This is a genomic window from Shinella sp. G-2 (genome assembly GCF_050172695.1).
Classification (GTDB): domain Bacteria; phylum Pseudomonadota; class Alphaproteobacteria; order Rhizobiales; family Rhizobiaceae; genus Shinella.
Map to the genome: position 1 here is coordinate 1 of NZ_JBBEYH010000005.1, position 26,832 is coordinate 26,832.

A 26,832-nucleotide genomic window follows, 5' to 3' on the forward strand; every position below is an offset into this window, starting at 1 on the left:
GGACTGGCGGCGCATCGCAACCCGCTACGACCGTTGCGCGCATACCTTCTTCTCGGCAATCTGCATCGCAGCCACCATCATCTTCTGGATCTAATCAATGAGTCCTGAGCCTAGGTCCTGCTGCCGCGCTTCGCCATGGCGATGGCCGTTTCCATGGCATCCTCAAGCCCTGTCTCGACATCCGGGCGGACGCCGACACCTTCCCAGTTGCCGCGGGTCACGGGATTTTCCGCCCGGCCCGTCGGCACGACGACGAAGAGGTCGGAACCGAGATCGTTGAGCCCGCCCGGATTGGCGCCGCCGCGCGTGACCGTGCCCACCACGTTCGCCCGCTGCAGGGCTTGCAGGTCATAGGCAAACTCCTCCCCTGCCGAATAGGTCTGCGGACCGACAAGCACATAGACGGGTTTGCCGGCATAGCGCACCGGCGTCGGCGAACTCCAGAACGATTCCGTCCGAAAGGTCGTGGTTCCGCGATTGCGCCAGACGAGGTCGTTGACATGGACGCGCACGCCCGGGTCGAGAAAGAAGCTGACGAGATAGGCGACGGAGGCCGGGTGCCCGCCGCCGTTTTCCCGCATGTCGATTATGAGGGCGCGCGTGTCCGACAGGCTGCGCATGGCCGCATCGGCCGCCGGATTGAAGATGTCGGGGGGAACGAACCGCTCCAGACGGATGTAGCCGATATCGCCGCCCAGCCGCCTTGCCTCGAAACCGGCATCCTCTGATCCGGCGGGCGTGGGCTGTTTGCCGAAGGGCGAGCCGAAGATCACCCGCACATGACTGTCCTTCGTGACCGCCCGGAGCTGCTCGGTCAGTAGCAATGCAAACCGGGCCGGATCGGTCGCGCCGGCATAGGCGTTTTCCGCCAGCGCCTTTTCCAGCATGTCCGCCGCTATCGCTCCCTTGTCCGGGAACACGTAGGCTTCGCGCATTTCCGCGGCGATGCCGCCGATGGTCTTCTGAATCGTCGCCCGATCGAGCACCGCGCCTTGCGCGACGGTGGGCGGCACGTCCGCCCTTGCCGCGGACGCGACCACAAGGAGGCTAGTTGCCGCGAGACAAGCGGCCAGGAAGGGGGAATGGCGGTGCGGCATCGGGCTCTCGCTTGGCGGATCGAAAGCCTATGGCAACCGCCAATTCCGGACGAAACTATGGCGAATGCAACGCCACGCCGAACCAGGGCCTGCAATGTCCCGGCAGCCATCCGAGGACCGGGGGTTCCCGCCGCGGGTCTGAAAACCGGCGGCGGGCAGCTTGCGAGGCCGGATCAGGCGTCGTTGTTGGAATGCGCCCAGTCGAAATAGAGGTCGCGGGCCTTGGCGGTGACGGGGCCGGGCTGGAGGTCGCGATCCTCGAGGCGCGTGACCGGCACGACCTTGGAATAGTTGCCCGAAGTGAAGATCTCGTCGGCGGCCTGGAAATCGGCCACGGTCAGCGTGGTCTCGACCACTTCGAAGCCCGCCTCCTTCAAAAGGCCGATGACACGCGAGCGGGTGATGCCGGCAAGGAAGGTGCGGTTGGCGGCCGGCGTGAAGACGACGCCGTCCTTGACCATGAAGATGTTGGACGAGGCCGTTTCGGCGACATTGCCCAGCATGTCGCGCACCAGCGCATTGTCGAAGCCGCGCTTCCTGGCTTCCACCAGCATGCGGGCATTGTTGGGATAGAGGCAGCCGGCCTTGGCGTCGGTCGGCATGCATTCCACCGTCGGGCGGCGGAAGGGCGAGACGGTCAGCGACGAACCGGCCGAGGGCGAGCCCATCGGCGCCTCGAAGAGGCAGAGCGCGAAGCGGGTCGATTCGGCATCCGGCGCGACGACGCTGAAGGAGCCGTGCTCGGCCCAGTACATCGGCTTGATGTAGATCGCCGTCTTGCCGTCGAACTTCTTGACGCCTTCCCAGGCGAGCCGCTCGATTTCCGCCGCATCGACCGTCGCCTTGAGGCCGAGCGCCTCGGCGGAGCGGTTTACGCGCTGGCAATGCAGGTCGAGGTCCGGCGCGATGCCGTCGAACCAGCGGGCGCCGTCGAAGACGGTCGAGCCGAGCCACATGGCGTGCGAGGTGGGGCCGATCAGCGGCGGGTTGCCGGATATCCATTCGCCATCCACGAAGGTCCAGGTGGCGGAGCGCGGTGCGGTATCGACTGGCATTTCTCAACTCCTTTTCGCCCATCAGGGGCCCATCAAGGCCGGGCCGGCGCGGCCGGTCAAGCGTGTCGTTGCCTTCGGCCAATGCGCGCCGCTTGTCCATTCAAGATGTTGAATGGGTGTATCAGGTCTTATCATGGGTGCCATTCTGGCAGCGCGCAAACGGTCATGCCATAGAAGAGGCATGATCGCAGAGCCCGCCATGCCGCACATCCGCCGCCTCACCGTCGACGACGTCGCGGCCTACCGCGCCATCCGCCTGGAAGCGCTGACCGAGGCGCCGGCCGCCTTCGCCAGCACGGCGGCGGATTTCGCGCTGCGTTCCGACGCGGCGCTGCGCGTGACGCTCGCCGAACTCATCCTCTTTGGCGCCTTCCGCAACGGCGAGCCGGTCGGCCTGATGGGCCTGATGCGCAACGGCTCCAGCAAGATGGCCCACCGCGCCACCGTCATCATGGTCTATGTGCGCGCCGACGAGCGCGGCCGCGCGCTGGCGGATGCGCTGCTGGCCACCGTCACCGAGCATGCCCGCGGCATGGGCCTGCGCCAGCTCGAACTTGCCGTGGCCGTCGAGAACGCGCCGGCGCTCGCCTTCTACCGCCGGCAGGGCTTTGCCGAAGTGGGACGCATTCCGGCGGGCTTCCTGCACGAAGGCCGCGAGATCGACGAAATCCTGATGATGCGCCGCATCACCTGACAGCGGGAGGACCACCATGCGCGCCATGTATTACGAAGCCTTCGAGGCGACACCGGAGATCCGCGTTCTACCCGATCCGACGCCGGCGCCGGGCGGCGTGGTGATCAAGGTGGAGGCGACAGGCCTGTGCCGCAGCGACTGGCACGGCTGGATGGGGCACGACCCGGACATAAGGCTGCCGCACGTGCCGGGCCACGAACTGGCCGGCAAAGTGGTGGCCGTCGGCAAGGCCGTGCGGCGCTTCCGCGAGGGCGAGCGGGTGACGGTGCCCTTCGTTTCCGGCTGCGGCCATTGCGGCGAGTGCCGCTTGGGTAACCAGCAGGTCTGCGAGGAGCAGTTCCAGCCCGGCTTCACCCATTGGGGCTCCTTTGCCGAATATGTCGCCATCGACCATGCCGACCACAATCTCGTGCACCTGCCCGAGGCGATCGACTATGCCACCGCCGCCAGCCTCGGCTGCCGCTTCGCCACCTCCTTCCGCGCCGTGGTCGACCAGGCGCGGGTGACGGGCGGCGAATGGGTGGCGGTGCACGGTTGCGGCGGCGTCGGCCTTTCCGCCATCATGATCGCCGCCGCCCTCGGCGCGAACCCCATCGCCATCGACATTTCGGCGGAAAAACTGGATTTCGCCCGGAAGATGGGCGCGGTGGCAACGATCGACGCCCGCGCGGTCGCCGATGTCGCCGAGGCGGTGCGCGAGATCACCGGCGGCGGGGCGCATGCCTCGGTCGACGCGCTCGGCTCGCCCGTCACCTGCTTCAACTCCATCAAGAACCTGCGCCGGCGCGGGCGGCATGTGCAGGTCGGCCTGATGCTGGCCGATCACGCCACGCCGCAGATCCCCATGGCGCAGGTCATCGGCCACGAGTTGGAGATCTACGGCAGCCACGGCATGCAGGCCTGGCGCTACGATGCCATGCTGGCGATGATCGAAAGCGGCAAGCTCGCCCCGCAGAAGCTGATCGGCCGGCATATCGGGCTGGAGGAGGCCGTGCCGGCGCTGATGGCGATGGACAGGGCGACGGATCTCGGAATCAGCGTGATCACGCGGTTCTGAGGGCGCACCAATCGATTGACATTCCCCGTCCGATACCCGCCAATCGACCGTGACAATGCCAGGAGGAATCGCAGATCATGTCCCATGCCGCCTATGTCTTCGACGCCTATGGCACGCTGTTCGACGTGCATGCGGCGGTGCGCCGCCATGCGGGGGATGTGGGGCCGAACTACCAGATCTTCTCCGAGATCTGGCGCGCCAAGCAGCTCGAATATTCCTGGACGCGGGCGCTGATGGGCGCCTATGCCGATTTCTGGCAGCTCACCGAACAGGCGCTCGACTATACCTTCAAGCGCATCGGCGGCGTCGATCCGGGGCTGCGCCAGAAGCTGCTCGACGCCTACTGGAAGCTCGACTGCTATCCGGAAGTGCCGGCAGTGCTGAAGGCGCTCAAGCAGCGCGGCGCGCATATCGCCATCCTCTCCAACGGCTCGCCCGCCATGCTCGCCTCGGCGGTCAAGAACGCCGCGCTCGACACCGTCATCGACGACATCTTCTCGGTGGACGCGCTGAAGACCTACAAGACCGCCCCCGCCGTCTACGATCTCGTGACGACGAACTACCGGCTCTATCCCGAGGCGGTCTCCTTCCAGTCCTCCAACCGCTGGGACATTGCGGGCGCGACGAAATTCGGCTTCCGCACCGTCTGGATCAACCGCTCCGACATGCCGGACGAATATTTCGATCTCGGCCCGGCGCTCATCCTGCCGACGCTGGAGAGCCTGTAATGGCCTGGTCAGCCGCGCAATATCTGAAGTTCGAGGACGAACGCACCCGTCCGGCCCGCGACCTCATCGCCCAGGTGCCGGCCGATCTCGTCGCCGGCACGGTCTACGATCTCGGCTGCGGCCCGGGCAATTCGACGGAGCTGCTGGTCAGGCGTTTTCCCGGCCGGGGCGTGCGCGGCGTCGACAATGCCGCCGACATGCTGAAGGCCGCGCGAGAGCGCCTGCCGGGCGTCGATTTCGTCGAATGCGACCTTGCCGCATGGAAGCCGCACGAACCGGCCGCCCTGCTCTTCGCCAATGCCGTCTTCCAGTGGCTGCCGGACCATGTGGCGCTGCTGGCAAAGGCCATGGAGGGGCTGCGCCCGGGCGGCGTGCTCGCCGTGCAGATGCCCGACAACATCACCGAACCCTCCCATCTGCTGATGGAGGAAAGCGCGCTTTCCGGCCCCTGGCGCGCGGCCTTCGCGAACGGCACGCCGCGCCGCAACGCCCTGCCCGCCCTCGCCGCCTATTTCGACGCCCTCGGCCCCGGCGCCGCCCGCGTCGACGTCTGGCACAGCGTCTACTACCACCCGATGGCGGATGCGGCCGCCATCGTCGAATGGGTCAAGGGCACGGGCCTTCGCCCCTATCTCGACCGCATTCCCGCCGAACACCAGGCCGCCTTCCTCGCCGACTACGAGGCCCGCCTCGCCAAGGCCTATGCGCCGATGGCGGACGGACGGCGGCTGCTGCGCTTCCCGCGGATCTTCATCGTGGCGGTGAAGGCCTGATCGTTTCGGCGGCGCGCGGGGTTGCCGGGGGCCGCCGCGTGCCGTCCCTCAAATCTTCTCCACCAGAAAATCGATGAACGCCCGGATGCGGGCGGCGAGATGCTCGTGGCCGGCAAAGACGGCGTGGACGGTTTCGATGTCGCCGGGGTTGCGCGCCTCCAGCACCGGGACCAGCGTGCCGGCGGCGATGTCGGGCTCGACATGGAAACGGCCGATGCGGCCGAGGCCGAGACCGTCGAGGCAGAGCTGGCGCAGGATCGCGCCGCTGGAAACCAGCATGTTGCCCGTCGCCTCGACAGTTTCGACGGATTGGCCGTCCTCGGAGAGGAAGGGCCAGTCGTCCATGGCGCGGCGGAAATTGAAGCGCAGGCAATTGTGCGCGGCAAGCTCGGCCGGGTGCCGCGGCGTGCCGTGGCAGGCAAGATAGGCGGGCGCAGCGATGACGACCTTGCGGCTGTCCAGCAGCTTGCGCGCCTTCAGCGATGAATCGCGCAGCGGGCCGGAGCGGATGGCGACGTCGGCGCGCTCGCCGATCACGTCGATCACGCCGTCCGTCAGCGTCAGGTCCAGCTCGATTTCCGGATAGAGCGCCAGGAAATCCGGCAGCAGCGGCAGGATGTAGCGCTCGCCGAAGCCGACCGAGGCATTGACCCTCAGCGGCCCGCGCGGCACCACCTTCGCCCCTTCCGCAACGATGCGCTCCGTCTCGGCGATCTCCGCCAGGATGCGCCGCGCCCTTGCAAGATAGACCTCGCCTTCCGGCGTCAGTTCCAGCCGGCGCGTGGTGCGCACGAGGAGGCGCGCGCCGAGCCGGTCCTCGATGCGGGTGACGAGCTTGCTGACGGCCGAGGGCGACAGGCCCAGCTTGCGCCCCGCGGCGGAAAAGCTCTTCAGCTCCGCCGCCAGCACGAAGACCTCCATTTCGCCGGCCCGGTTGTCCATGGGATCACCTGTGAATTGACTTCACATATGCTTATCCACTTCTCCCGATTAACGCGCAAGTCGCCTCGCCCCATATTCCGCCCCGAACCTCAACACCACCCAACAGGACGCCCGGCACCGGGCGCGGGGATTTCGACCATGCCACTTGCCCTCTTTGCCCTCACCGTCGCGGCCTATGCCATCGGCACCACGGAATTCGTGATCGTCGGCCTCCTGCCGACCGTCGCCTCCGACCTCCACATCACCCTGCCGCTCGCCGGCCTCATCGTTTCCGTCTATGCACTCGGCGTCACCTTCGGCGCGCCCGTGCTGACGGCCCTCACCGGAAAGCTCGGCCGCAAACCGCTGCTTCTTGGCCTCATGGCCCTTTTCATCGCCGGCAATGCGCTGGCCGCGCTCGCGCCGAGCTACGGCATGCTGCTGGCCGGCCGCGTGCTTTCGGCCTTCGCGCATGGCGTCTTCTTCTCCGTCGGTGCCACCATCGCGGCCGATCTCGTCGCACCCGACAAGCGCGCCTCCGCCATCGCCATGATGTTCATGGGCCTGACGGTCGCCATCGTCACCGGCGTGCCGCTCGGCACCTTCATCGGCCAGACTTTCGGCTGGCGCGCCACCTTCTGGGCCGTCGCCGGGCTCGGCGTCGTGGCCCTCGCCGCCATCGCCTTCCTGCTGCCGGCGAACCTGCGCCGCGAAACGCCCGCCAGCCTGATGGAGCAGGTGCGCGTGCTCGGCTCCGGCCGCCTGCTGATCGTCTTCGCCATGACGGCGCTCGGCTATGGCGGCACCTTCGTCACCTTCACCTTCCTTTCGCCGCTCCTGCAGGAGGTCACCGGCCTTTCCGCCAACACCGTCAGCCTCGTGCTGGTGCTCTATGGCGCGGCCATCGCCCTCGGCAACGTCATCGGCGGCAAGGTGGCCGACCGCGATCCCGTCAGGGCGCTCGTCGTGCTCTTCGCCCTGCAGGCCGCCGTGCTGGTCATCCTGACCTTCACCGCGCCCTCGCCGTTCCTCGCGCTCGTCACGCTGGCCGCGCTCGGCTTCCTGTCCTTCGCCAATGTGCCGGGCCTGCAGCTCTATGTCGTCGACATGGCCAGGCGTCACCGCCCGGCCGCCGTGGACGTCGCCTCGGCGCTCAACATCGCCGCCTTCAACCTCGGCATCGCGGCCGGCGCATGGATCGGCGGTCTGGTCGTCGCCTCGCCGCTCGGCCTCGGCGCAACGCCCTGGATCGGCGCCATCCTCGTTGCGGGCGCGCTCGGCCTGACGCTGGCCAGCGGCGCGCTCGACCGGCGCGAGCGCAGCCAGCCGGACGCCGCCTGCCAGCTGGCCTGAAACCCTTCCCCCTGCCGGAGCGTTCCTCCCGAAGCTCCGGCGCCCATCGAAAGGAGACTCCCATGAAAACCGTCAACGCCAATGGCGCCCATATTCCCCAGCTCGGCTTCGGCACCTTCCGCATGCCGGACGCCGAGGTGCTCGCCATCCTGCCCAAGGCCCTTCAGGGCGGCTTCACCCATGTCGACACCGCGCAGATCTACGACAACGAGGCGGCGGTCGGCACGGCCATCCAGCAGTCCGGCATCGCGCGGGAAAATATCTTCCTCACCACCAAGGTCTGGGTCGCCAATTACGGCCGGGACCGCTTCGCCGCCTCCGTGGAGGAGAGCCTTTCCAGGCTGAAGACCGACCATGTCGACCTTCTGCTGCTGCACTGGCCGAACGAGACCGTGCCGCTGGAGGTGCAGATCGGCGAACTCAACGCCGCGCGCGAGCGCGGCCTTGCCCGGCATATCGGCATCAGCAACTTCAACACCGCGCAGATGGCCGAGGCCGTGCGCCTCAGCACCGCGCCGCTCGCCACCAACCAGGTCGAGTATCATCCCTATCTCGATCAGATGAAGGTTCTGGAGGCCGCCGAGACCTATGGCATGGCGCTGACCGCCTATTACGCCATGGCCGACGGCAGGGTGCCGAACGACCCCGTGCTGCGCGAGATCGGCGCGGCGCATGGCAAGTCGGCCGCGCAGGTCGGCCTTCGCTGGCTGATCCAGCAGCCGGACGTGGTGGCGCTCACCAAGACCGCGACGGAAAGCCGGCTTGCCGAGAACCTCGCGCTGTTCGATTTCACGCTGACGCAGGACGAGATGACGCGCATCCACCGCCTTGCCGGCCCGAACGGCCGCATCGTCAGCCCGGACGGCCTTGCCCCGGCCTGGGACGTCGCCGCCTGATGTTCTCGGCGGGGCTGTCGCCCCGCCGGTCTCTATCAAGGGTGTAGCCGGCTTTTCAAAAGCCGATCTCTCTCAAAGGTATGGCCGGCTTTTCAAAAGCCGGACCGGCGGGTCTGCCGCCCGCCGGTCTCTCTCAAAAAAGGTGCCCGGCTTTTCAAAAGCCGGCCGGCGGGGCTGCCGCCCCGCCGGTCTCTATCAAGGGTGTAGCCGGCTTTCCAAAAGCCGGCCGGCCGGATATGGGTGATGCGCCGCCTCGCATGCGGCAGGGAGCCCCTAATGCAGTCCTCGTCTTCAGCCGTCTTCTCGCCGGACTGGCCGGCTATCGTCGCCGTTGTCCTCGGCGCGACCGCCTTTTCGGTGGCGCAGGGGCTCACCTATCCGCTCGTCTCGCTGACGCTGGAGGCGCGCGGCTTCTCCCCCTCGATGATCGGCTTCAACGCCATCGCCTATGCCGCCGGCATGGGCGCCTCGACGCTGCTCATCGGCAGCCTCACCACGCGCTGGCGTGCGGACCGGCTGATCATCGCAAGCCTCATCGTCTGCTCGATGTGCCTTGCCACCTTCGCCGCCTCCTCGTCCTTCACGGTGTGGCTCGTCGCCCGCTTCCTGCTCGGCTTTTTCGCCAGCGTCATCTTCATGCTGGGCGAGGCCTGGCTCAACGCCGCCTGTCCGGACCGGCTGCGCGGCCGCGTCTCCGGCCTCTACGGCGCCGGCATCTGCGCGGGCTTTGCCGCCGGGCCGCTCGCCATTCCGCTGCTCGGCAGCGAGGGCGGGCTCGGCTTCGCGCTGACGGCCGTCTATCTCGCCATCGTCGCCTTCGCGACGGGCATGCTGATGTTCTCCACGAAGACGGTGCCGGAGCCTTCGTCCAACGGCGAACTCCTCCGCTTCTTCAAGGCCGCGCCGCTGCTGGTGGGCATGGTCTTCGTCTTCGGCTTCGCCGATATCGCGGCGATCTCGGCCATGCCGGTCTATTTCGTGAAGATGGGCTACAGCCAGTCCTTCGCCGCCGTCAGCGTGACGGTGCTGGCCCTGCCCACGGCCATCGCACAGCCCTTCATCGGCGTGCTGCTCGACAAGCTGCCGCGCGAGCGCGTGGCGCTGGCCGCCGTCAGCGTCGCGGCGGCCAGCTACCTCATCCTGCCGCTGGTGCAGTCGGAAATCGCCATCCTCACGGTCTTCGCCATCATGGGCGGGGCCGCCTTCTCGCTCTATACCTGCGCCCTCACCATGCTCGGGGAGCGGCACAGCGGCTCCATGCTGGTGGCCGGCAGCGCGGCCTTCGCGCTCGCCTATTCGGTCGGCAGCGGCGCGGGCTCGGGCCTGACGGGCGCCATCATGGATGCGGGCGGGCCGCAGGCCGGGCCGATCTCCGTCGGCCTCGGCCTGTCCGCCTTCACCGCCGCGCTGATCTTCGCGCGGCGGCGGTAACGGCCGTGGCGGTTCCGCAGGACAGGGACGCGCTGCTTGCCGCCATCCGCCTCGAATTCGGCAAGCTGACGGCGGTGCTGGCGGAGGTTCCGCCCGACCGCCTCCACGAGCGCAGCATGGAGGGGCATGCCAGGGGCACGACGATGAGCCCCTTCGATCTCGTCGCCTATCTCACCGGCTGGAACGAACTGGTGCTGAAATGGCTGGAGCGGGACGCCGCCGGCAAGGATATCGATTTTCCGGAAACCGGCTTCAAGTGGAATGAACTCGGCAGGCTCGCCGGCAAGTTCTACGCCGATTACGAGAGGATCGCCTATCCGCAACTCGCCGCGCGGCTGCAGGCCGCGAGCGGCAGGATCGTCGCCTTCCTTGAAAGCACGGATGACGCGGCGCTCTATGGCCGGCCCTGGTACGGGAAATGGACGATGGGCAGGATGATCCAGTTCAACACGTCATCGCCCTATGCCAATGCGCGTGGCCGCCTGCGCAAGTGGCTGAAAGCCCGCACGTAGCGCGGCAAAGCGGCATCGCACCGGTGAGCCGCAAAGGCTCGGGGCGGGAGCCATCCCGCGCGGACGCGGGATGGCGAAAGCAGGGATCAGACGAACTGGCTGAGGCCCGGAACCGAGGCGACGACTTCGTCGACCACGTCGTTGCCGGCATGTTCGCGGGCGACCGCGATGGTTTCCTTGGCAAGGCCGGTGATTTCGCCCATGCCGAGGCCCTGGCTCATCAGCTGCTGGGCGAGGGCCATGACGCCGCCGCCACCGCCGATGGCGCTCATCAGGCTGCCGAGCAGGCCGCCCTTGCCTTCGCCTTCGCCATTGTACTGGGCGACGAGATCGGAAGCACCCGGAATGGCCTCGATCATCCGGGCGACCGGGCCGTCGGCGGCTTCGCGCTGCAGGAAGCCGAGCATCATGCCGATGGCCTTTTCAGCCAGAGCCGCGTCGATGCCGACAGCTTCGGAAACGCGGGAGACGAGATCGTTCATGGAAAATCCTCCGATGGAATTGACGTTGACGTCAAGGTAAATGAATTCTTCGGCAAACTCAAGCCGGCACGTCGCGCATATCGAGGAAGGGCCGGGCCCTGAAAGCGTGTTGTTCCCGTGCCGGACTATCCTTATAACCTGCGTGAGACGATTCAATGAAAACATGGCCGAAGCGACGCTTGGCCGCGAATCGCCAGGACCGGCAGCCAGGGAGTTTCAACGTGGCGGATTCCATTCTTCAGGACGGAAAACTCTATATCGGCACCAGCCGCAAGCCGGACGATACGAACAACAAGCCCGAATATCTGGAGCTGAAGTTCGGCAATCGCCACGGCCTCGTCACCGGCGCCACCGGTACGGGCAAGACCGTGACGCTGCAGATCCTCGCCGAGGGCTTTTCCAATGCCGGCGTGCCGGTCTTCTGCGCCGACGTGAAGGGCGACCTTTCGGGCATCGGCGCGATGGGCGAGGCGAAGGACTTCCTGCAGAAGCGCGCCGACCAGATCGGCCTCACCCCTTACGAGTTCCAGGAATTCCCGGTCATCTTCTGGGACCTCTACGGCGTGAAGGGCCACCGGGTGCGCACCACCATCTCCGAGATGGGTCCGCTCCTGCTCTCGCGCCTGATGAACGCGACGGACGCGCAGGAAGGCGTCATCAACATCGCCTTCAAGATCGCCGACCAGGGCGGCCTGCCGCTGCTCGACCTGAAGGATCTGCAGGCGCTGCTGAACTATATGGGCGAGAACGCCTCGGCGCTCTCCAACCAGTTCGGCTTCATCTCCAAGGCCTCGGTCGGCTCGATCCAGCGCGAGCTTCTGATCCTCGAACAGCAGGGCGCCGAGCAGTTCTTCGGCGAGCCGGCGCTGAAGATCTCCGACATCATGCGCACCACCAATGACGGGCGCGGCGCGATCTCGGTGCTCGCCGCCGACAAGCTGATGATGAACCCGCGCCTCTACGGCACCTTCCTGCTGTGGATGCTCTCGGAGCTGTTCGAGGTGCTGCCGGAAGTGGGCGACCCGGACAAGCCCAAGCTCGTCTTCTTCTTCGACGAGGCGCATCTTCTCTTCAACGATGCGCCGAAGGTGCTGGTCGAGCGCGTCGAGCAGGTCGTGCGCCTCATCCGTTCCAAGGGCGTCGGCGTCTATTTCGTCACGCAGAACCCGCTCGACGTGCCGGAAACCGTGCTCGCCCAGCTCGGCAACCGCGTGCAGCATGCGCTGCGCGCCTATACGCCGCGCGAGCAGAAGGCGGTGAAGACCGCCGCCGACACCTTCCGCCCCAACCCGGATTTCGACTGCGCCACCGTCATCACCAATCTGGGCACCGGCGAGGCGCTGGTCTCCACGCTCGAAGGCAAGGGCGCGCCCTCCATGGTGGAGCGCACCCTCATCCGCCCGCCGGCCTCGCGCCTCGGCCCGGTCACGGATGCCGAACGTCAGGACATCATGAAGGTCAGCCCCGTCGCCGGCCTCTATGACGAGGACTTCGACCGCGAATCCGCCTACGAAATCCTCACCGCCCGCGCCAAGAAGGCCGCCGATGCCGCCGCCGCGCAGGAACAGGCGGCAGCGGAAGAAGCCAACCAGCCCGCCTCCGGCGGCAGCCGCTGGACCCTGCCCGGCTTCGGCGACGAAGAGCCGGCCGCGCCCTCCGCCCCCAAGCAGGCCAAGCCCCGCGCCGGCTACCAGCGCGAGACGGTGGCGGAAGCGGCCATGAAGTCCGTCGCCCGCACCGTGGCCTCCTCCCTCGGCCGCGCGCTGGTGCGCGGCATCCTGGGAAGCCTGCGGCGGTAGGAACCGCCCCGACGATTTGCCTTCCCCGCTGCGGCATGCCTCGCAGCGGGAAGCGCCGCCCGTCAGCCCCTCTCCTCCATCAAGCCGGACCCGATCCGGCATCTCGCCGCCGCGTCCACGCGGGGAGAGAACGTCCCCTATCCGTTGCAACGTTCCCCGACGCGGCCAGACATTTCGTGCCCGTATCCGCCCCCGTTGCCAATCCGCCCGGCCGGTGTTATCTCTCCCTCGTTCGCAACCCCGTAAGAGAGGACTGTGCCGTGAAGCTCGACTTCCTGCCAAATCGCACGCATGGTCCTGATTCTGCCCTGCAAATGCGTTTGCAGGGCTGATCGGAACGAACCTTACTCTTCTGGTCTGCCTTGTCCGGCGATGCGGCCTGCCGCGTCGAATTTTCTTGCCCTTCGCGTGATCGACGGCCGATGCCGCGCCGCGGGGCTGACAGGACCAGAGATTTTTCATGTCGCTCATCAATATCCGTGCGCTCGGCGTCACGCTGTCCACCCCGCTCTTTGCCAATCTCAACCTTTCGGTGGCCGCCGGCGACCGGATCGGGCTCGTGGCCGCCAACGGGCGCGGCAAGTCCACGCTGCTCAAATGCATCACCGGCGATTTCGAGCCGACGACGGGCGAGATCACCCGGGCCCGCGGCCTTACCGTCGGGCACATGGAGCAGAACCTGCCCGCCGGTCTCGAGACCCAGACGTTTCGCGAGGCGGTGCTGGGCGCCCTCACGCCCGACCAGCAGGAAAACGAGAGCTGGCGCGCCGATGTGACGCTCGAGGAGCTGGAGGTGCCGGAGGCCCTGCGCGAGCGCCGGCTCGACGCGCTCAGCGGCGGCTGGCAGCGCATCGCGCTCATTGCCCGCGTGCGCGTCGGCGAGCCGGACGTGCTGCTGCTCGACGAGCCGACCAACCATCTGGATCTCGAAAAGATCGCCCGGCTGGAAGGCTGGCTCGCCACGCTGCCCCGCGACATGCCGGTCCTCATCTCCAGCCACGACCGCGCCTTCCTCGATGCCGTGACGAACCGCACCCTCTTCCTGCGCCCCGAGCGCTCGCAGCTCTTCGCCCTGCCCTATTCCCGCGCCCGCGCGGCGCTGGACGAGGCGGACGCGGCGGAGGAGCGGCGCTTCGAGAAGGACATGAAGGCGGCGCAGCAGCTTCGCCAGCAGGCGGCCAAGCTCAACAATATCGGCATCAACTCGGGCAGCGACCTCCTGGTGGTGAAGACCAAGCAACTGAAGGAACGGGCCGAGCGCATCGAGGATGCGGCAAGGCCCGCCCATCTGGAGCGCTCGGCCGGCGCCATCCGTCTCGCCAATCGCGGCACCCATGCCAAGGTGCTGGTGACGCTGGAGGATGCGGCGGTGGAAACGCCGGATGGCGCCCTCCTCTTCCGCACCGGCCCGAAGTTCATCTGCCAGGGCGACCGCATCGTGCTGCTCGGCCTCAACGGCACCGGCAAGACGCGGCTGGTGCGCCTGCTGCGGCAAGCGATCGAGGGGGCTGGCGCGCCCGGCGTCAAGCCGACGCCCTCGCTGGTGCTCGGCTATGGCGACCAGGCGCTGTCGGACCTTGCGGACGAGGAGACGCCGCACGGCACCATCATCCACCGCTTCGACATCGGCGACCAGCGGGCGCGCAGCCTGCTGGCCGGCGCGGGGCTGTCCATCGAGATGCAGGGGCGGCCGGTCGGCCAGCTCTCCGGCGGGCAGAAGGCGCGGCTCGGCATGCTGGTGCTCCGGCTCACCGACCCGAATTTCTACCTGCTGGACGAGCCGACCAACCATCTCGACATCGAGGGGCAGGAAGCGCTGGAACGTGAACTGACGGACCAGCAGGCAAGCTGCCTCATCGTCTCGCACGACCGCGCCTTCGTGCGGGCGGTGGCGAACCGGTTCTGGCTGATCGAGAAGCGGCGGCTCGTCGAGGTGGACGGGCCGGAGAACTTCTTCGCCGAAGCGGCGCTGTAGTCCACCGGAAGGGCATCACCTCTTGTTTTGCGCATTGTCTGGCGCCGAAGCGATGCCGCTCCGACTGGAAATGCTCTAACCTGACGCGGCGATGCGCGGGTCGGCGCGAAAATCGTCGCGCGAAAAGCCGATGCGCCTTGGCGGGTGGTCGCAGAGCGCCTGCACGCCGAGGCCCGAAAGCCGGATGCGCCAGGTCTGGCGCTCCACGGGCCTCGGAGCGGCAAAGCCGGTGGCCGTCAGCAGCGCCATGTTGGTGCCGGCGGCGGGATCGCGCACCGAGCGGTAAAGGATGGCGGCGATATCCGCCGTCCTTGCCCCGTCCGCCAGCGCCTGGCAGGCGGCATAGTCGGTCGGATGCGTCCAGTGCGCGGCGTCGCGGGAAAGCGGGGGAAGCGTGAGGTCGATGCTCCTTTCCGTCGCGATGGCGGCGGAAAAGGCGGTGTAGTCGGCGGCATTGCCCGGCAGCGGGGTCGCGGGCGATTCGGCGAAGAAGAGCAGCCGGTAGAAGGCCATTTCGGCAAGCGCCGTCTCCACCGAGAGCGCCGCGTAATAGACACCCAGCGTGCGCCCCGCCCTGCGGAAGCGCGAGCCGTAGGGATAGACCGCGCCATAGCGGAAGGGTGTCGCCAGCAGATAGTCGAGCCCGGCGCATTCGGCCGGCAGCACCGGTTTGCTCTCTTCCAGCAGGTCTTCCAGCAGGGCCTGTTCGTCCAGGGTGTCGACGAGCTTCAGGGTCGAGACGCGGTGCTGCGCCTCGACGAACCGCCAGACGGGCCCCGCGAAGGGCCGCGCCTCAGACGAGAGCGCGGCGGGCGTCCAGATAGGCAAGGACATCGACAAGGCCGGTAACGGAAACGATGCAATCGACGGGGCGCGCGCGCAGCACGGTGTTGTCGGCCGTCATCCAGGCGCGGGCGACGGTCTCGTCGCCGCCGGTGATGGCGTCCAGCGAGCGGAACAGGCGCACCAGCAGCACGGCGAGCTCGAAGGGCTTCGTGCCGCGCTCCAGCAGCACGTCCTGTCGCTTCAGCCGCGAGACGGTGGCCTCGGAAACGCCGATGACCGCGGAGAGCAGACGCGCCGTCAGGCCCAGCCGGTCCGCCGCATTGACGGCCGCCTTGGTGAGCACGATGCCTTCGGCATTGGCCTGCGGGACGGGTTTGCGCTGCATGACGCGATCTCCTTTCATGGGAAAGAATATAGTCTCTATTTTTCCCATGACAAGATGCGCGATCAGGCAGCGGCTTTCATCTCGATGATCTGGATGAGATTGCCGCAGGTATCGTCGAAGACCGCCATGCGCACCGGCCCGGCATCCATCGGCGCCTGGGTGAAGGAGACGCCGAGCGACAGCAGCCGCTGGTGTTCGCCATCGACGTCATCGACCATGAAGGAGGTAATGGGAATGCCATCCGCCACGAGTGCGCTCTTGTAGGGCCCGACGGCCGGATGGCCGCTCGGCTCGAGCAGCAGTTCGGTGCCCTCGGGGTTTTCGGGCGAGACGACGGTGAGCCAGCGGTCCTCGCCGATGGGCACGTCATGCTTCACCCGGAAGCCCAGCACGCGGGTATAGAAGTCCTCGGCCTTCTCCTGGTCGTCCACGGGGACGCTGGTGATGTAGATGCGCATGGTCTTCTCCTCCTACAGATGGTTGCCAAGCCACGCCTCGACGGCGGCGCGCAGCGGGCCGGCATCCAGCGTGTGGAACTTTGTGCGCCCCGACCATTCGATGCACACGATGCCCGCCTTTTCCAGCATGTCGAGATGCTGCGTCACGGCCTGCCGCGACAGCGTCGCGCCGTCCTCGGCGAAGGACTGGGCGCAGATCTCGAACAGCGACTGGCGCGGGCGGGCGCGCAGGCGATCGATGATCCTGCGGCGCGTGGGATCGCCGAGCGCCTTGAAGACGCGGTCGAGGTCGTCGTCGGTCATGCGGGAGAATATGCAATAGAATTATTGCATGTCAAGGGCGACCATGGCGTAGAGGGCGCAAGCGAAAGACCCGGATGCAGGGGACATCCGGGCCTTCGGGGAGGTCAGTCGGCGTAACGCTTACTTGCAGACCTTGATCTTCTTGATGATGACGTTGCCGTAGTAGTCGTAGGACTTCACCTTCTTGATGAAGCAATGCGGCTTGTAGCCGTAGCTGTAGTAGCCGGCCTGCGAGGGGGCGGCGAAGGAAACGGCGGCGACGAGGGCGATGGTGGCGGAAACGATGATCTTGCGCATGGGGTCTCTCCTGATCGGTTAAGGATGAGCCTCTCTCATCCGGTGATCAGAAGGTCTCACATCGCCCCTTCCACCGCTGTTCCGCAGGGAACATGGCAAAAACCACGGCGCCAAAACTACAGCGCCAGAACCACAACGCCAAAACTACAGCGCTTGAGCGACCAGCCGGACGCCGGCGCAACCAAGAATAAGCACATTCTAAATTTAATTAATGCTTAAATAAAATCACTCTACCCTTGCCCATCCCAGAGTCCCGAACGGCAGGGCCTTCCCATGAAAATATCGACAAAACTCGGTGCAGTGACGCTCTTCCTGACGCTGCTGCTCGCCGGCGCCATTCTGTCCACCTATCTGGTGCTCAACGCCATGTCGGCGTCGATGAGCACCATCGTCGTCGACCGGCTGGTGCCCGCCGCCAGCCTCAAGAAGGTCGGCGATCTCTACGCGGTCAACATCGTCGACACCGCCCACAAGGTGCGCAGCGGCGCGCTCGCCTGGGAGGAGGGCTACCGGCTGAACAGCGAAGCGGTGGCGACGATCCAGACGCTCTGGGACGCCTATGCCGCCACCTATCTCACCGACGAGGAGCGGGCGCTGGCCGGCCAGATGACGGCCGAAATGCAGAAACAGGCCGCCAGCATCGACGACCTGCTCGCCATCATGAAGGCCAAGGACAAGGCGGCGCTCGACGCCTATGTCGAAACCCGGCTCTACCCGACCATCGATCCGATCGGCACCTATGTGGCGGCGCTGATCGACCTGCAGATCCGCGTCGGCCAGGAGGAATTCGCCGCCGCCAGCGCGAACAAGCAGACGAACCTGCTCCTGCTTTCGCTCTTCGGCGCGGTGGCGCTCGTCGTCTCCGCCCTCTCCTTCTGGATCATCGTCGCCGGCGTCTCGCGTCCGCTCAATGCCATCACGCGGATCATGCAGACGCTGGCCGGCGGCACCACGGATTTCGAGGTGCCGTTCCGCCGCCGCAAGGACGAGATCGGCAGCATTGCCGGCGCGGTGGAAGTGTTCCGCGGCGCGGCCATCGACAAGCGGCGGCTGGAAGCGGAGGCCGAGGCCGCGCGCCTTCAGGCCGAGGCCGACCGGGTGCGCCTGCAGGAAGAGGCGGAAGCCGCCGCGCAGAAACGCCTGCGGGAGGCGACATCCGGCCTTGCCGGGGGCCTGCGCCGGCTGGCGGCGGGCGATCTCTCCTTCCGGCTGAACGAACCCTTCGCGCCCGATTTCGAGCAGTTGCGCAGCGACCTCAACGCCGCGGTCGGCCAGCTCGGCGAGGCGCTTGCCGCCGTCGCCCAGTCGGTCGATGAAATGGATACCGGCACGCGGGAAATCAGCACCGGCTCGGATGCGCTCTCCAAGCGCACGGAACAGCAGGCCGCCTCGCTGGAAGAGACCGCCGCCGCGCTCGACGAGATCACCGCCAATGTCGCCAACTCGACGCGCCGGGCGGAGGAAGCCCGCGCCGTGGCGGTGGAGGCCAACGGCTCGGCCGCCCGCTCCGGCACCGTGGTTGCCAATGCGGTCGACGCCATGCAGCGCATCGAGCAATCCTCCGGCCAGATTTCCAGCATCATCGGCGTCATCGACGAGATCGCCTTCCAGACCAACCTTCTGGCGCTGAATGCCGGCGTCGAGGCGGCGCGCGCCGGGGAAGCCGGCAAGGGGTTCGCGGTCGTCGCGCAGGAGGTGCGCGAGCTTGCCCAGCGTTCCGCCAAGGCGGCCAAGGAGATCAAGGACCTCATCCGCAATGCGGAGGCGGAGGTGCGCAACGGCGTGACGCTGGTCAGCGAGACCGGCACGGCGCTGCAGGCCATCGGCGGCCATGTCGCGACGATCAACCAGCATATGGAGGCGATCGCCGTCTCCGCCCGCGAACAGTCCGTCGGCCTTTCGGAAATCAACACCGCCGTCAACCAGATGGACCAGATGACCCAGCAGAACGCCGCCATGGTGGAGGAGAGCAATGCCGCCTCCGCCACGCTGGTCACGCAGGCCGACCGGCTGCGCACGCTGATCGGCCGTTTCGCGCTCGGCCAGCCGGTTCGCCAGGCGCAGTCGGCGCCGCAGCAGGTCGTCCGGGCGGCCCGGCCGCGCCTTGCCGGCAACACGGCGCTGAAGGCGGAGAGCTGGGAAGAATTCTGAGACCTTCCCCTCACGCAAAAGGCCATAGAAAAAAGGCCGCCCGGAAACGCTCCGGGCGGCCTTTTCATGTGTGCGATCGCTTGGACGGATCAGGCGACGGTCGTCTTGACGTCGAGATTGCCGCGCGTGGCGTGGCTGTAGGGGCAGACGACATGCGCCTTCTTGACGAGGTCTTCGACCACGGCCTTGTCGACGCCGGGGACGGACACTTCGAGGGCTGCTTCGAGGCCGAAGCCGCCGCCGTCTTCACGCGGGCCGATGCCGACGGTGGCGGTCACCTTGGCGTCTTCCGGGATCTTCACCTTTTCCTGGCCGGCGACGAACTTCAGCGCGCCGAGGAAGCAGGCGGAGTAACCGATGGCGAAGAGCTTTTCCGGGTTGGCGCCGGTTGCGCCGTCGCCGCCGAGTTCCTTCGGAACGGTCAGCGTGACGTCGACGGTGCCGTCTTCGGTTGCGCCATGACCGGCGCGGCCACCGGTTGCGAAAGCCTTGGTCCTGTAGAGAATGGGCATGGATGTCTCCTTCCTGGTTTCGTTGTCGATGGGCAATAGGTAGCGCAAAATTAAATTGCGCGCAATATGATTTTGCAAATTGCAATTTTGGCCATTTGTGCGAGAATGGCCAGCATGAGCGACAAACGTGACGAGGTTGAGACGGGCGAATTTGCGGACGTGCCGGCGGACATGCTGGCGCTCGACGCGCAGCTTTGTTTTGCCGTCTATTCCGCCGCCCATGCGCTCAACCGCACCTACAAGCCGCTGCTCGACCCCTATGGCCTCACCTATCCGCAATATATCGCGCTGATGACGCTGTGGGAGGAGGACGGCCGCTCGGTGAAGGCGCTCGGCGCCAAGCTGGGGCTCGATTCCGGCACGCTCTCCCCCCTCCTCAAGCGGCTGGAAGCCGCCGGCTATATCCACCGCGCCCGCGACAGGAGCGACGAGCGGCAGGTGCTGGTGACGCTGACCGACAAGGGCCGCGCCATGCAGCGCGAGGCCGTCGCCATCCGCATGGCGATCGGCCAGGCGACCGGCTGTTCGCTGGCGGCGCTGCAGGCGCTGACCGGTGACCTGCAACGCCTGACCGAGCAGCTCGAAGCCGCCCCGGCGCGGGACGACGCGGCGTAAAAGTAGGATTTTTCATCTCCTCACCCTACGGCACCTGTTCGCGATTCAACCTTCGCGCTAAGGTGCGCGCCAAGGCGGAACGGAACCGCCAAGGGGGCAAGGGTGAATCGGGAGTGGTCCTGGCAGAAGGCGAACGTCGCGGCGGGCCTTTGGTGCATCGCCGTGGGCGTCGTCATGATGACGCTGTGGCTGGCCGAACCGGCCGGCCTTGCGGCGCGATACCCGTCCCTCTTCGGCATGAAGTTCAACGCGGCGCTCGCCGTTGCCATCACCGGCGCGGCGCTGCTGCTCATCGCGCACGGCTTCCGGCACCTGCCCACGATCCTGCTGGCGCCGGTCTTCGTCTACGGCGCGCTGGCGCTTTCCCAGCATCTTTTCGGCATCGACGCCGGCATCGACACGCTGCTCGACACGCCCTTCGTCGATATCGGCACCAGCCTGCCGGGCCGCATCGCGCCCAACACGGCCTTCTGCTTCATGCTGGCAAGCATCGCGCTCTGCCTGCGGGCGCGGCGGCAGAAAAACGACCTGACGCAGATCGCGCTCGGCTTCGTCCTCATCATCGTCTCGGCCGCCGCCCTCATCGGCTACATCATCGCGCTGGATTTCGCGCATGACTGGGTCCGCTTCACCCGCATGTCCTTCCAGAGCGCGAGCTGCTTCGTCGCGCTCGGCGTCGCCGTGGTCTTCGTCGGCACGGAGGCGTCCCGTTACAACCGGCTGACGCTCGCCGGCGTGCTGGGCCTTGCGACCTATCTGCTGCTGCTGGCGATGACCTACTACGAACTGGCGCGCTACGAGCGCTCCTTCGGCATCACCTTCTCCAGCAGCGGCGGCGGCGCGCATTCGACGCTCTCCTGGCTCGTGCTGATCTCCGGCGCGCTCTATGCCGGGCTCATCGCCCACCTCTATTTCTCCTCGCGCCGCGCCCGCGGCATGGCCGCCGACCTTGCCGAAAGCCGGGCCCGCCTTGCCGCCATCATCGACAATGCCGTCGACGGCATCGTCACCATCGACGAGCGCGGCGCCATCCTCACCGTCAACGCCGCCTGCACCCGCATCTTCGGCTACGAGCCCGGCGAGATGATCGGCCGCAACGTCAAGATGCTGATGCCCGAGCCCTATCACAGCGCCCATGACAGTTATCTCGGCAACTACCACCGCAGCGGCGAGGCGCGCATCATCGGCATCGGCCGCGAGGTGGAGGGACGGCGCAAGAGCGGCGACATCTTCCCGCTCGACCTCGCCGTGGCGAAGATCGAGCTCAACGGCACGACGATATACAGCGGCATCGTGCGCGACATTTCCGAGCGCAAGGCGAGCGAGCAGGCGCTGATCGAGGCGAATGCCGAACTGGAGGAATTCGCCTACCGCACCTCGCACGACCTGCGTTCGCCCATCGCCTCCTCCATGGGCCTGCTCGGCATTTCGCGCGAAATGCTGGCGGAGGGCGATACCGACGCGCTCGGCCAGATGCTCCAGCGCATGGAGCACAATTTCCGCCGCCTCGACCATCTCATCCAGAACATCATCACCATCACGCGCAACCGGCTGATGGAGGAGGAGAGCCGGCGGATTCCGCTGCACGACCTCGTTTCCGAAGCCATCGACGCGCTCTCCCATCTCGACGACGTCAAGCGCATCCGCATCGAAAATCACGTCCCCGCGGAATTGACAATTGACAGCAAGCCGTCGAAATTCCACGTCATCGTCGGCAACATGCTGTCCAATGCGGTCAAATATCATGACCCGAAGGAGGCGGAGCCGAGGATCGATGTCCGCGCCTTCCGCTATGCCGGCAAGCTGCGGCTGTCGGTGGAAGACAACGGCCTGGGCGTTCCGCTCAAGAGCCGCCATTTGTTGTTCAAGATGTTCAAACGGCTGCACCCGAACCGGTCCTTCGGCAGCGGGCTCGGCCTCTACATTTTAAGAAAGAGCGCGGAATCCCTGGGGGGAGCTGCGCTATATGAAGCAAGAGATAAGGGCAGCCGGTTCATAATAGAGCTGCCCGACGGGGACCATCATGAAAATCACCTCGATCCTGGTCGTCGATGACGACGAGAACGACCAGTTCATCTGCGACTACACGATCCGCAAGTTCGATCCGTCGATCCGCGTGCTCAAGGCCTTCGACGGCACGGAAGCGCTCGACATCCTGCACCAGGAAACGCCCGACGCCATCATCCTCGACATCAACATGCCCGTGATGAACGGCTTCGAATTCCTCGACCGCTATGCCGAGGAATTCGAGGTGCACGCCCCCGTCGTCGCCATGCTCACCTCCTCCCATCTCGGCAAGGACCGCGAGCGGGCGATGCAGTACAGTTTCGTGAAGAGCTATTTCGAAAAGCCCCTGCAGGCCGATCACCTGCGCCTCATGGCGGAACTGCTGGGCGGCTGAGGAACCGGTTACGCCGCTGCCTGCCGGACGGCGGCCTTCCGGGCCGCCACCCCATCGCCATTGCATACAATTTCCGCGTCCCTGGCGCTTTCCCCCTCCTCTTCCGCAAAAGCTTCGCCATAGTGCCGGCATGTCCACGATTCGCCCCCTGATTCCCCTTCTCGTCACCGCCGGCATCCTCATCGGGGGCAACGGGCTGCAAGGCACCTTCATCGCGCTGCGCGCCTCGCAGGAGGGCTTCTCCACCACGCTCATCGGCCTGTTGGGCGCGGGCTACAGCATCGGCTTTGCCATCGGCTGCATCTATGTGACGCGCGTGCTGCGGGCCATCGGCCATATCCGCACCTTCTCGGCCATGGCGGCCATCGCGTCGGCCTCGGCCATCGCCATGCTGCTGGTCATCGATCCACTCATCTGGTTCGTCATGCGCCTCGTCGCCGGCATCTGTTTCGCCAGCCTCTTCGCCACTGTCGAAAGCTGGCTGAACGCCTCCGTCACCAATGCCAACCGGGCGCGCACGCTGTCCGTCTACCGCCTCGTCGATCTCGGCTCGGTGACGGCGGCGCAATATCTCATTCCCGGCATCGGCATCGGCGGATTCGAGCTTTTCGCCATCGTCGCCATGGCGCTGTCGCTGTCGCTGGTGCCGATCTCGCTGGCCGACCGCTCCAGCCCGACCGTGCCGGAGGCGATCCGCTTCGACGTCAAGAAGCTCTGGAACATTTCGCCGCTCGCCACCGTCGGCTGCATCGTCGTCGGTCTCACCAATGCGGCCTTCCGCAATCTCGGGCCGATCTATGCGCACGATATCGGGCTGTCGGTCACCGCCATCGCCAGCTTCATGAGCGCCGGCATCGTCGGCGGCGTGGTGCTGCAATATCCGCTCGGCATCTATTCCGACCGGCTCGACCGCCGCCTCGTCATCCTCGTCGCGACGCTCGGTTCGGCGCTCGCCGCGCTCTATCTCGCCGTCTTCGCCGGCGGCGACGAATGGAAGAACCTCGTCGGCATCTTCATCTTCGGCGCTTTCGCCATGCCGCTCTATTCGCTCTGCTCGGCCCATGCCAACGACCATGCGGGCGAAGGCGAACATGCGCTGGTCTCGGCCGGCATGCTGTTCTTCTGGTCCTGCGGGGCGATCATCGGCCCGCTCTTCGCCTCGGTGCTCCTGCAGTTCTTCGGGCCGCAGGCGCTGTTCCTCTATACGGCCGTCATTCTCGTCGCCTTCATGGGTTATACGGCGCTGCGCATGAGCGCGCGGCCCGCCGTGCCGGCCGGCGAAAGGCGCAGCCGCTTCCGCAATCTCCTGCGCACATCGTTTTTCTTCAACAAGCTCGCCGCCGGCGACAAGGACCGCAACGGCCGCCCGTAAGGCTGCGGCAATCTGGTCGGCGCGGGCTTATTGCTGAGCGATGCCCTCAGGTTTAAAAAACGGTCGACGCACCGGAGGGACCGCCATGCTGACACGCCGCACGCTGATGAAGGGCGCACTCGTCGCCGGAGCCTTTGCCGGCGGCGGCCTTGCGGGCCGGTTCGGCGGCATCGCGAACGCCCGGGCGGCCATGCCGCTCGTCGCCCGCCGCTCCGAGGCGCTGATCACCGACAAGGGGCCGACCAGGGGCGTCATGACCTATGGCGATGCCGAGATCCCGCCGGTGCTGCGCATGCGGCGCGGCGAACTCTTCAACCTGCGCCTCGACAACAGGCTGGACGAACCGACGACCATTCACTGGCATGGCCTGCGCATCGACAACCGGATGGACGGGGTGCCCTTCCTCACCCAGCCCTATGTCTATGAGGGCGACGGCTTCGATTATGCCTTCACCCCGCCCGACGCCGGCACGTTCTGGTATCACCCCCATTGCAACACGCTGGAGCAGATGGGCCGCGGCCTTGCCGGGCTGATCGTCGTCGAGGACCCGGCCGATCCCGTCTTCGACGCCGAGATCGTGCTGAACCTGCGCGACTGGCGGCTCGGCGGCGACGGGCAGTTCATCGCCCAGTTCAAGCCACGCGACGCCGCCCGCGCCGGCACCTTCGGCACCGTGCGCACCGCCAACTGGCGGCAATCGCCGCAATATGACGCCCCGGCCGGCGGCCTTGTACGCCTGCGCCTTGCCGCGACCGACGTCACGCGCATCCTCGCGCTTTCCGTCGAGGGGGCCGACGCGCTGGTCATCGCTGCCGACGGCAACCCGGCCGCCGAACGCTTTGCGCCCGACCACCTGATGATCGGCCCCGGCCAACGGCTCGACCTCGTCCTGCGCATGCCCGACACGGAAGGCGCGGTCGCCGCGCTGAAGGACCTGCGCGGCACCAGGCCCGCCACGCTCGCCACCTTCCGCGCGGTCGGCGCGTCGCTGAAGCGCAACATCGCCGACCTGCCGGCGCTCGCCGCCAATCCCCTGCCCGAGCCCGACCTTTCCGCCGCCACGGAACTGCCCTTCATCCTCAGCGCCTCGGCGGAGGAACGGCCGAAGGACGGCATCTGCGGCTCGCTCGGCTACAATTTCTGGGCCATCAACAAGGTGCCGTGGGCGGACGATACGGGCGACCCGACCGCACCGCTGGCCGAGATGAAGGCGGGCAAGACCTATATCTTCAACGTCGAGAACCCGACGCCGCAGGTGCATCCCCTCCACCTGCACGGCCTCGTCTTCAAGCCGATGAATTCCAACAAGCAGGCCATCCGCCCGCATTTCTCCGACACCTACCTCATCCTGCCGGACGAGAAGGTGCAGCTCGCCCTCGTCGCCGACAATCCCGGCGACTGGGTCTTCCATTGCCACATCATCGAGCACCAGAAGACCGGCATGACGAGCTATGTGCGGGTGACGTGAACGGCCCTGCCATGCGGGTGGCCCCTCGGGCACGGCGCGATCCCAAATCGCGCGCCGGCAAGTTTTCGATTGTGGCAAAACCGTGGAGCGTCTAAAGCTGCCCGATCAAAAATTTCAGAGAAAAGCCCGCCCGAGACCGTCATGCAGATCATCGAGACCACCGCAGCCCTTCGCGACGCCTGTGAGACGCTCGCCCGTTCCGAGTATCTGACCGTCGATACGGAGTTCCTGCGGGAGACGACCTTCTGGCCGGAACTGTGCCTCATCCAGCTCGCCGGCCCCGAGATCGAGGTGATCGTCGATCCGCTCGCCAAGGGCCTCGACCTTGCCCCCTTCTTCGAGCTGATGGGCAATCCGGCCGTGCTGAAGGTGTTCCACGCCGCGCGGCAGGACATCGAAATCATCGTCAACCGCGGCGATCTCATCCCGCACCCGATCTTCGACACCCAGGTCGCCGCCATGGTCTGCGGCTTCGGCGACAGCGTCTCCTACGACCAGCTCGTGCAGAAGATCAAGGGCGTGCACATCGACAAGTCCTCGCGCTTCACCGACTGGAGCCGCCGACCGCTGACCGAAAAGCAGCTCGAATATGCGCTCGCCGACGTGACGCATCTGCGCGACGTCTATCTGGCGCTGAAGGCCAAGCTCGACGAGGCCGGCCGCTCGCTGTGGCTGACCGAGGAAATGTCCGTCCTCGAATCGCGCGACACCTACGACCTGCATCCGGACGACGCCTGGAAGCGGCTGAAGATGCGCGTCAAGAAGCCGATGGAACTGGCCGTGCTGCAGAAGGTGGCCGCCTGGCGCGAACGGGAGGCGCGCGGCCGCAACGTGCCGCGCTCGCGCATCCTGAAGGACGATACGATCTACGAAATCGCCCAGCAGCAGCCGGCCGATGCCGAGGCGCTGGGGCGTCTGCGCACCATTCCCAAGGGCTGGGAGCGCTCGCAGTCCGGCACCGCGCTGCTCGACGCCATCAAGGAAGCGCTTGAAATCCCGAAGGCCGACCTGCCGCGCCTGCCGCGCCAGAACCACGTGCCGGAGGGTGCGGCCGCCGCCAGCGAAATGCTGAAGGTTCTCCTGAAGATCGTCGCGGAAAAGCAGGGCGTCGCCGCCAAGATCATCGCCAACAGCGACGATCTCGAAAAGATCGCCGTCGAGGGGGAAGCCGCCGACGTGCCGGCCCTCACCGGCTGGCGCCGCGATCTCTTCGGCGAAACCGCCCTCAACCTCATCGGCGGCAAGGTCGCGCTACGCTTCGTCGACCGCAAGATCGAGGCGGTCGAGCTTTAAGCTCTTTCTCTAGCGCAA

27 protein-coding genes and 1 pseudogene are annotated in these 26,832 nt (G+C 66.6%); 18 read left to right on the forward strand and 10 right to left on the reverse strand.

The annotated features are described in order from the left end of the window. Nucleotides 1-94, forward strand: a pseudogene (locus V8U06_RS10760) (IS5/IS1182 family transposase); the annotation flags it as partial. 16 nt (nt 95-110) lie between these two features. Here V8U06_RS10760 and V8U06_RS10765 read toward each other — a convergent pair. Further along, nucleotides 111-1,013, reverse strand: a complete 903-nt coding sequence (locus tag V8U06_RS10765) for a S41 family peptidase (RefSeq protein ID WP_427140617.1) — start codon at nt 1,011-1,013, stop codon at nt 111-113. Between the two features lie 257 nt (nt 1,014-1,270). Then, the gene (locus V8U06_RS10770; protein ID WP_427140618.1) at nt 1,271-2,152 is read right to left on the reverse strand and encodes a branched-chain amino acid aminotransferase; all 882 of its coding nucleotides are present in this window, start codon (nt 2,150-2,152) and stop codon (nt 1,271-1,273) included. 181 nt (nt 2,153-2,333) lie between these two features. Between V8U06_RS10770 and V8U06_RS10775 the strand changes: the two genes are divergently transcribed. From V8U06_RS10775 to tam, 4 genes are all read left to right on the forward strand, one after another. After that, entirely contained in the window at nt 2,334-2,846 is a 513-nt protein-coding gene (locus tag V8U06_RS10775) for an N-acetyltransferase family protein (RefSeq protein ID WP_427140619.1), read from the forward strand. Nucleotides 2,847-2,862: 16 nt separating this feature from the next. Then, on the forward strand, nt 2,863-3,903 hold the full coding sequence (locus tag V8U06_RS10780) for a zinc-dependent alcohol dehydrogenase family protein (protein WP_427140620.1): 1,041 nt from the start codon (nt 2,863-2,865) through the stop codon (nt 3,901-3,903). A gap of 77 nt (nt 3,904-3,980) precedes the next feature. Next, entirely contained in the window at nt 3,981-4,631 is a 651-nt protein-coding gene (locus V8U06_RS10785; protein ID WP_427140621.1) for a haloacid dehalogenase type II, read from the forward strand. Then, complete coding sequence (gene tam / locus V8U06_RS10790; protein ID WP_427140622.1) at nt 4,631-5,404, forward strand: trans-aconitate 2-methyltransferase; 774 nt, start codon at nt 4,631-4,633, stop codon at nt 5,402-5,404. The genes V8U06_RS10785 and tam overlap by 1 nt, the downstream gene beginning before the upstream one ends. 48 nt (nt 5,405-5,452) lie before the next feature. Here the strand turns inward: tam and V8U06_RS10795 are convergent, their stop codons facing one another. Next, nucleotides 5,453-6,346 (reverse strand): LysR family transcriptional regulator, encoded by an 894-nt coding sequence (locus V8U06_RS10795; protein ID WP_427140623.1) that lies wholly within the window; start codon nt 6,344-6,346, stop codon nt 5,453-5,455. A gap of 138 nt (nt 6,347-6,484) precedes the next feature. Between V8U06_RS10795 and V8U06_RS10800 the strand changes: the two genes are divergently transcribed. From V8U06_RS10800 to V8U06_RS10815, 4 genes are all read left to right on the forward strand, one after another. Further along, on the forward strand, nt 6,485-7,678 hold the full coding sequence (locus V8U06_RS10800) for an MFS transporter (protein ID WP_427140624.1): 1,194 nt from the start codon (nt 6,485-6,487) through the stop codon (nt 7,676-7,678). Between the two features lie 62 nt (nt 7,679-7,740). Then, on the forward strand, nt 7,741-8,574 hold the full coding sequence (locus V8U06_RS10805) for an aldo/keto reductase (protein WP_427140625.1): 834 nt from the start codon (nt 7,741-7,743) through the stop codon (nt 8,572-8,574). 276 nt (nt 8,575-8,850) lie between these two features. Further along, nucleotides 8,851-10,005, forward strand: coding sequence for an MFS transporter (locus V8U06_RS10810; protein WP_427140626.1), 1,155 nt, complete (start codon nt 8,851-8,853; stop codon nt 10,003-10,005). Between the two features lie 5 nt (nt 10,006-10,010). Further along, a complete protein-coding gene (locus tag V8U06_RS10815) occupies nt 10,011-10,517 on the forward strand; it encodes a ClbS/DfsB family four-helix bundle protein (RefSeq protein ID WP_427140627.1) in 507 nt (168 codons plus the stop codon). Nucleotides 10,518-10,603: 86 nt separating this feature from the next. Here the strand turns inward: V8U06_RS10815 and V8U06_RS10820 are convergent, their stop codons facing one another. Beyond that, complete coding sequence (locus V8U06_RS10820) at nt 10,604-10,999, reverse strand: hypothetical protein (protein WP_427140628.1); 396 nt, start codon at nt 10,997-10,999, stop codon at nt 10,604-10,606. Nucleotides 11,000-11,232: 233 nt separating this feature from the next. Between V8U06_RS10820 and V8U06_RS10825 the strand changes: the two genes are divergently transcribed. Then, nucleotides 11,233-12,798, forward strand: a complete 1,566-nt coding sequence (locus V8U06_RS10825) for a helicase HerA-like C-terminal domain-containing protein (RefSeq protein WP_427140842.1) — start codon at nt 11,233-11,235, stop codon at nt 12,796-12,798. 460 nt (nt 12,799-13,258) lie between these two features. Further along, a complete protein-coding gene (locus V8U06_RS10830) occupies nt 13,259-14,773 on the forward strand; it encodes an ABC-F family ATP-binding cassette domain-containing protein (RefSeq protein WP_427140629.1) in 1,515 nt (504 codons plus the stop codon). Between the two features lie 75 nt (nt 14,774-14,848). On the opposite strand, the gene V8U06_RS10835 is transcribed toward V8U06_RS10830, so the two are convergent. The 5 genes from V8U06_RS10835 to V8U06_RS10855 all read right to left on the reverse strand — a co-directional run bounded on the left by V8U06_RS10835 (nt 14,849) and on the right by V8U06_RS10855 (nt 17,002). After that, nucleotides 14,849-15,607 carry an RES family NAD+ phosphorylase gene (locus tag V8U06_RS10835; RefSeq protein WP_427140630.1) on the reverse strand — a complete coding sequence of 253 codons (759 nt, stop codon included), beginning with the start codon at nt 15,605-15,607 and terminating at the stop codon, nt 14,849-14,851. Beyond that, nucleotides 15,567-15,944, reverse strand: a complete 378-nt coding sequence (locus V8U06_RS10840; protein WP_427140631.1) for an MbcA/ParS/Xre antitoxin family protein — start codon at nt 15,942-15,944, stop codon at nt 15,567-15,569. Before V8U06_RS10840 ends, V8U06_RS10835 begins: the two co-directional genes overlap by 41 nt. A 62-nt stretch (nt 15,945-16,006) precedes the next feature. Further along, nucleotides 16,007-16,402, reverse strand: coding sequence for a VOC family protein (locus V8U06_RS10845; RefSeq protein ID WP_427140632.1), 396 nt, complete (start codon nt 16,400-16,402; stop codon nt 16,007-16,009). A gap of 12 nt (nt 16,403-16,414) precedes the next feature. After that, a complete protein-coding gene (locus V8U06_RS10850) occupies nt 16,415-16,705 on the reverse strand; it encodes an ArsR/SmtB family transcription factor (protein WP_427140633.1) in 291 nt (96 codons plus the stop codon). 120 nt (nt 16,706-16,825) lie between these two features. After that, on the reverse strand, nt 16,826-17,002 hold the full coding sequence (locus V8U06_RS10855; RefSeq protein ID WP_427140634.1) for a hypothetical protein: 177 nt from the start codon (nt 17,000-17,002) through the stop codon (nt 16,826-16,828). 273 nt (nt 17,003-17,275) lie between these two features. On the opposite strand from V8U06_RS10855, the gene V8U06_RS10860 reads away from it, so the two are divergent. Next, complete coding sequence (locus V8U06_RS10860; protein ID WP_427140635.1) at nt 17,276-19,153, forward strand: methyl-accepting chemotaxis protein; 1,878 nt, start codon at nt 17,276-17,278, stop codon at nt 19,151-19,153. An 89-nt stretch (nt 19,154-19,242) separates the two neighbouring features. Here the strand turns inward: V8U06_RS10860 and V8U06_RS10865 are convergent, their stop codons facing one another. Next, nucleotides 19,243-19,665, reverse strand: coding sequence for an organic hydroperoxide resistance protein (locus V8U06_RS10865; RefSeq protein ID WP_427140636.1), 423 nt, complete (start codon nt 19,663-19,665; stop codon nt 19,243-19,245). A gap of 114 nt (nt 19,666-19,779) precedes the next feature. On the opposite strand from V8U06_RS10865, the gene V8U06_RS10870 reads away from it, so the two are divergent. From V8U06_RS10870 to rnd, 6 genes are all read left to right on the forward strand, one after another. Continuing rightward, the gene (locus V8U06_RS10870; protein WP_427140637.1) at nt 19,780-20,280 is read left to right on the forward strand and encodes a MarR family winged helix-turn-helix transcriptional regulator; all 501 of its coding nucleotides are present in this window, start codon (nt 19,780-19,782) and stop codon (nt 20,278-20,280) included. A gap of 102 nt (nt 20,281-20,382) precedes the next feature. Then, complete coding sequence (locus V8U06_RS10875; protein WP_427140638.1) at nt 20,383-22,335, forward strand: sensor histidine kinase; 1,953 nt, start codon at nt 20,383-20,385, stop codon at nt 22,333-22,335. Further along, nucleotides 22,304-22,681, forward strand: coding sequence for a response regulator (locus V8U06_RS10880; protein ID WP_427140639.1), 378 nt, complete (start codon nt 22,304-22,306; stop codon nt 22,679-22,681). Before V8U06_RS10875 ends, V8U06_RS10880 begins: the two co-directional genes overlap by 32 nt. A gap of 130 nt (nt 22,682-22,811) precedes the next feature. Further along, a complete protein-coding gene (locus tag V8U06_RS10885; RefSeq protein WP_427140640.1) occupies nt 22,812-24,053 on the forward strand; it encodes an MFS transporter in 1,242 nt (413 codons plus the stop codon). Between the two features lie 85 nt (nt 24,054-24,138). Then, nucleotides 24,139-25,521: a multicopper oxidase family protein gene (locus V8U06_RS10890; protein WP_427140641.1), complete on the forward strand. Its 1,383-nt coding sequence runs from the start codon at nt 24,139-24,141 to the stop codon at nt 25,519-25,521. Between the two features lie 147 nt (nt 25,522-25,668). Next, a complete protein-coding gene (rnd, locus tag V8U06_RS10895; protein WP_427140843.1) occupies nt 25,669-26,814 on the forward strand; it encodes a ribonuclease D in 1,146 nt (381 codons plus the stop codon). Nucleotides 26,815-26,832: the final 18 nt, after the last annotated feature.

What these genes read in the sequence shown, in the direction of transcription:
- V8U06_RS10770 (WP_427140618.1), bottom strand. Translation starts at nt 2,152, where the DNA reads ATGCCAGTCGATACCGCACCGCGCTCCGCCACCTGGACCTTCGTGGAT.
- V8U06_RS10775 (WP_427140619.1), top strand. Translation starts at nt 2,334, where the DNA reads ATGATCGCAGAGCCCGCCATGCCGCACATCCGCCGCCTCACCGTCGAC.
- V8U06_RS10780 (WP_427140620.1), top strand. Translation starts at nt 2,863, where the DNA reads ATGCGCGCCATGTATTACGAAGCCTTCGAGGCGACACCGGAGATCCGC.
- V8U06_RS10785 (WP_427140621.1), top strand. Translation starts at nt 3,981, where the DNA reads ATGTCCCATGCCGCCTATGTCTTCGACGCCTATGGCACGCTGTTCGAC.
- tam (WP_427140622.1), top strand. Translation starts at nt 4,631, where the DNA reads ATGGCCTGGTCAGCCGCGCAATATCTGAAGTTCGAGGACGAACGCACC.
- V8U06_RS10795 (WP_427140623.1), bottom strand. Translation starts at nt 6,346, where the DNA reads ATGGACAACCGGGCCGGCGAAATGGAGGTCTTCGTGCTGGCGGCGGAG.
- V8U06_RS10800 (WP_427140624.1), top strand. Translation starts at nt 6,485, where the DNA reads ATGCCACTTGCCCTCTTTGCCCTCACCGTCGCGGCCTATGCCATCGGC.
- V8U06_RS10805 (WP_427140625.1), top strand. Translation starts at nt 7,741, where the DNA reads ATGAAAACCGTCAACGCCAATGGCGCCCATATTCCCCAGCTCGGCTTC.
- V8U06_RS10810 (WP_427140626.1), top strand. Translation starts at nt 8,851, where the DNA reads ATGCAGTCCTCGTCTTCAGCCGTCTTCTCGCCGGACTGGCCGGCTATC.
- V8U06_RS10820 (WP_427140628.1), bottom strand. Translation starts at nt 10,999, where the DNA reads ATGAACGATCTCGTCTCCCGCGTTTCCGAAGCTGTCGGCATCGACGCG.
- V8U06_RS10830 (WP_427140629.1), top strand. Translation starts at nt 13,259, where the DNA reads ATGTCGCTCATCAATATCCGTGCGCTCGGCGTCACGCTGTCCACCCCG.
- V8U06_RS10835 (WP_427140630.1), bottom strand. Translation starts at nt 15,607, where the DNA reads ATGTCCTTGCCTATCTGGACGCCCGCCGCGCTCTCGTCTGAGGCGCGG.
- V8U06_RS10840 (WP_427140631.1), bottom strand. Translation starts at nt 15,944, where the DNA reads ATGCAGCGCAAACCCGTCCCGCAGGCCAATGCCGAAGGCATCGTGCTC.
- V8U06_RS10845 (WP_427140632.1), bottom strand. Translation starts at nt 16,402, where the DNA reads ATGCGCATCTACATCACCAGCGTCCCCGTGGACGACCAGGAGAAGGCC.
- V8U06_RS10850 (WP_427140633.1), bottom strand. Translation starts at nt 16,705, where the DNA reads ATGACCGACGACGACCTCGACCGCGTCTTCAAGGCGCTCGGCGATCCC.
- V8U06_RS10855 (WP_427140634.1), bottom strand. Translation starts at nt 17,002, where the DNA reads ATGCGCAAGATCATCGTTTCCGCCACCATCGCCCTCGTCGCCGCCGTT.
- V8U06_RS10860 (WP_427140635.1), top strand. Translation starts at nt 17,276, where the DNA reads ATGAAAATATCGACAAAACTCGGTGCAGTGACGCTCTTCCTGACGCTG.
- V8U06_RS10865 (WP_427140636.1), bottom strand. Translation starts at nt 19,665, where the DNA reads ATGCCCATTCTCTACAGGACCAAGGCTTTCGCAACCGGTGGCCGCGCC.
- V8U06_RS10870 (WP_427140637.1), top strand. Translation starts at nt 19,780, where the DNA reads ATGAGCGACAAACGTGACGAGGTTGAGACGGGCGAATTTGCGGACGTG.
- V8U06_RS10880 (WP_427140639.1), top strand. Translation starts at nt 22,304, where the DNA reads ATGAAAATCACCTCGATCCTGGTCGTCGATGACGACGAGAACGACCAG.
- V8U06_RS10885 (WP_427140640.1), top strand. Translation starts at nt 22,812, where the DNA reads ATGTCCACGATTCGCCCCCTGATTCCCCTTCTCGTCACCGCCGGCATC.
- V8U06_RS10890 (WP_427140641.1), top strand. Translation starts at nt 24,139, where the DNA reads ATGCTGACACGCCGCACGCTGATGAAGGGCGCACTCGTCGCCGGAGCC.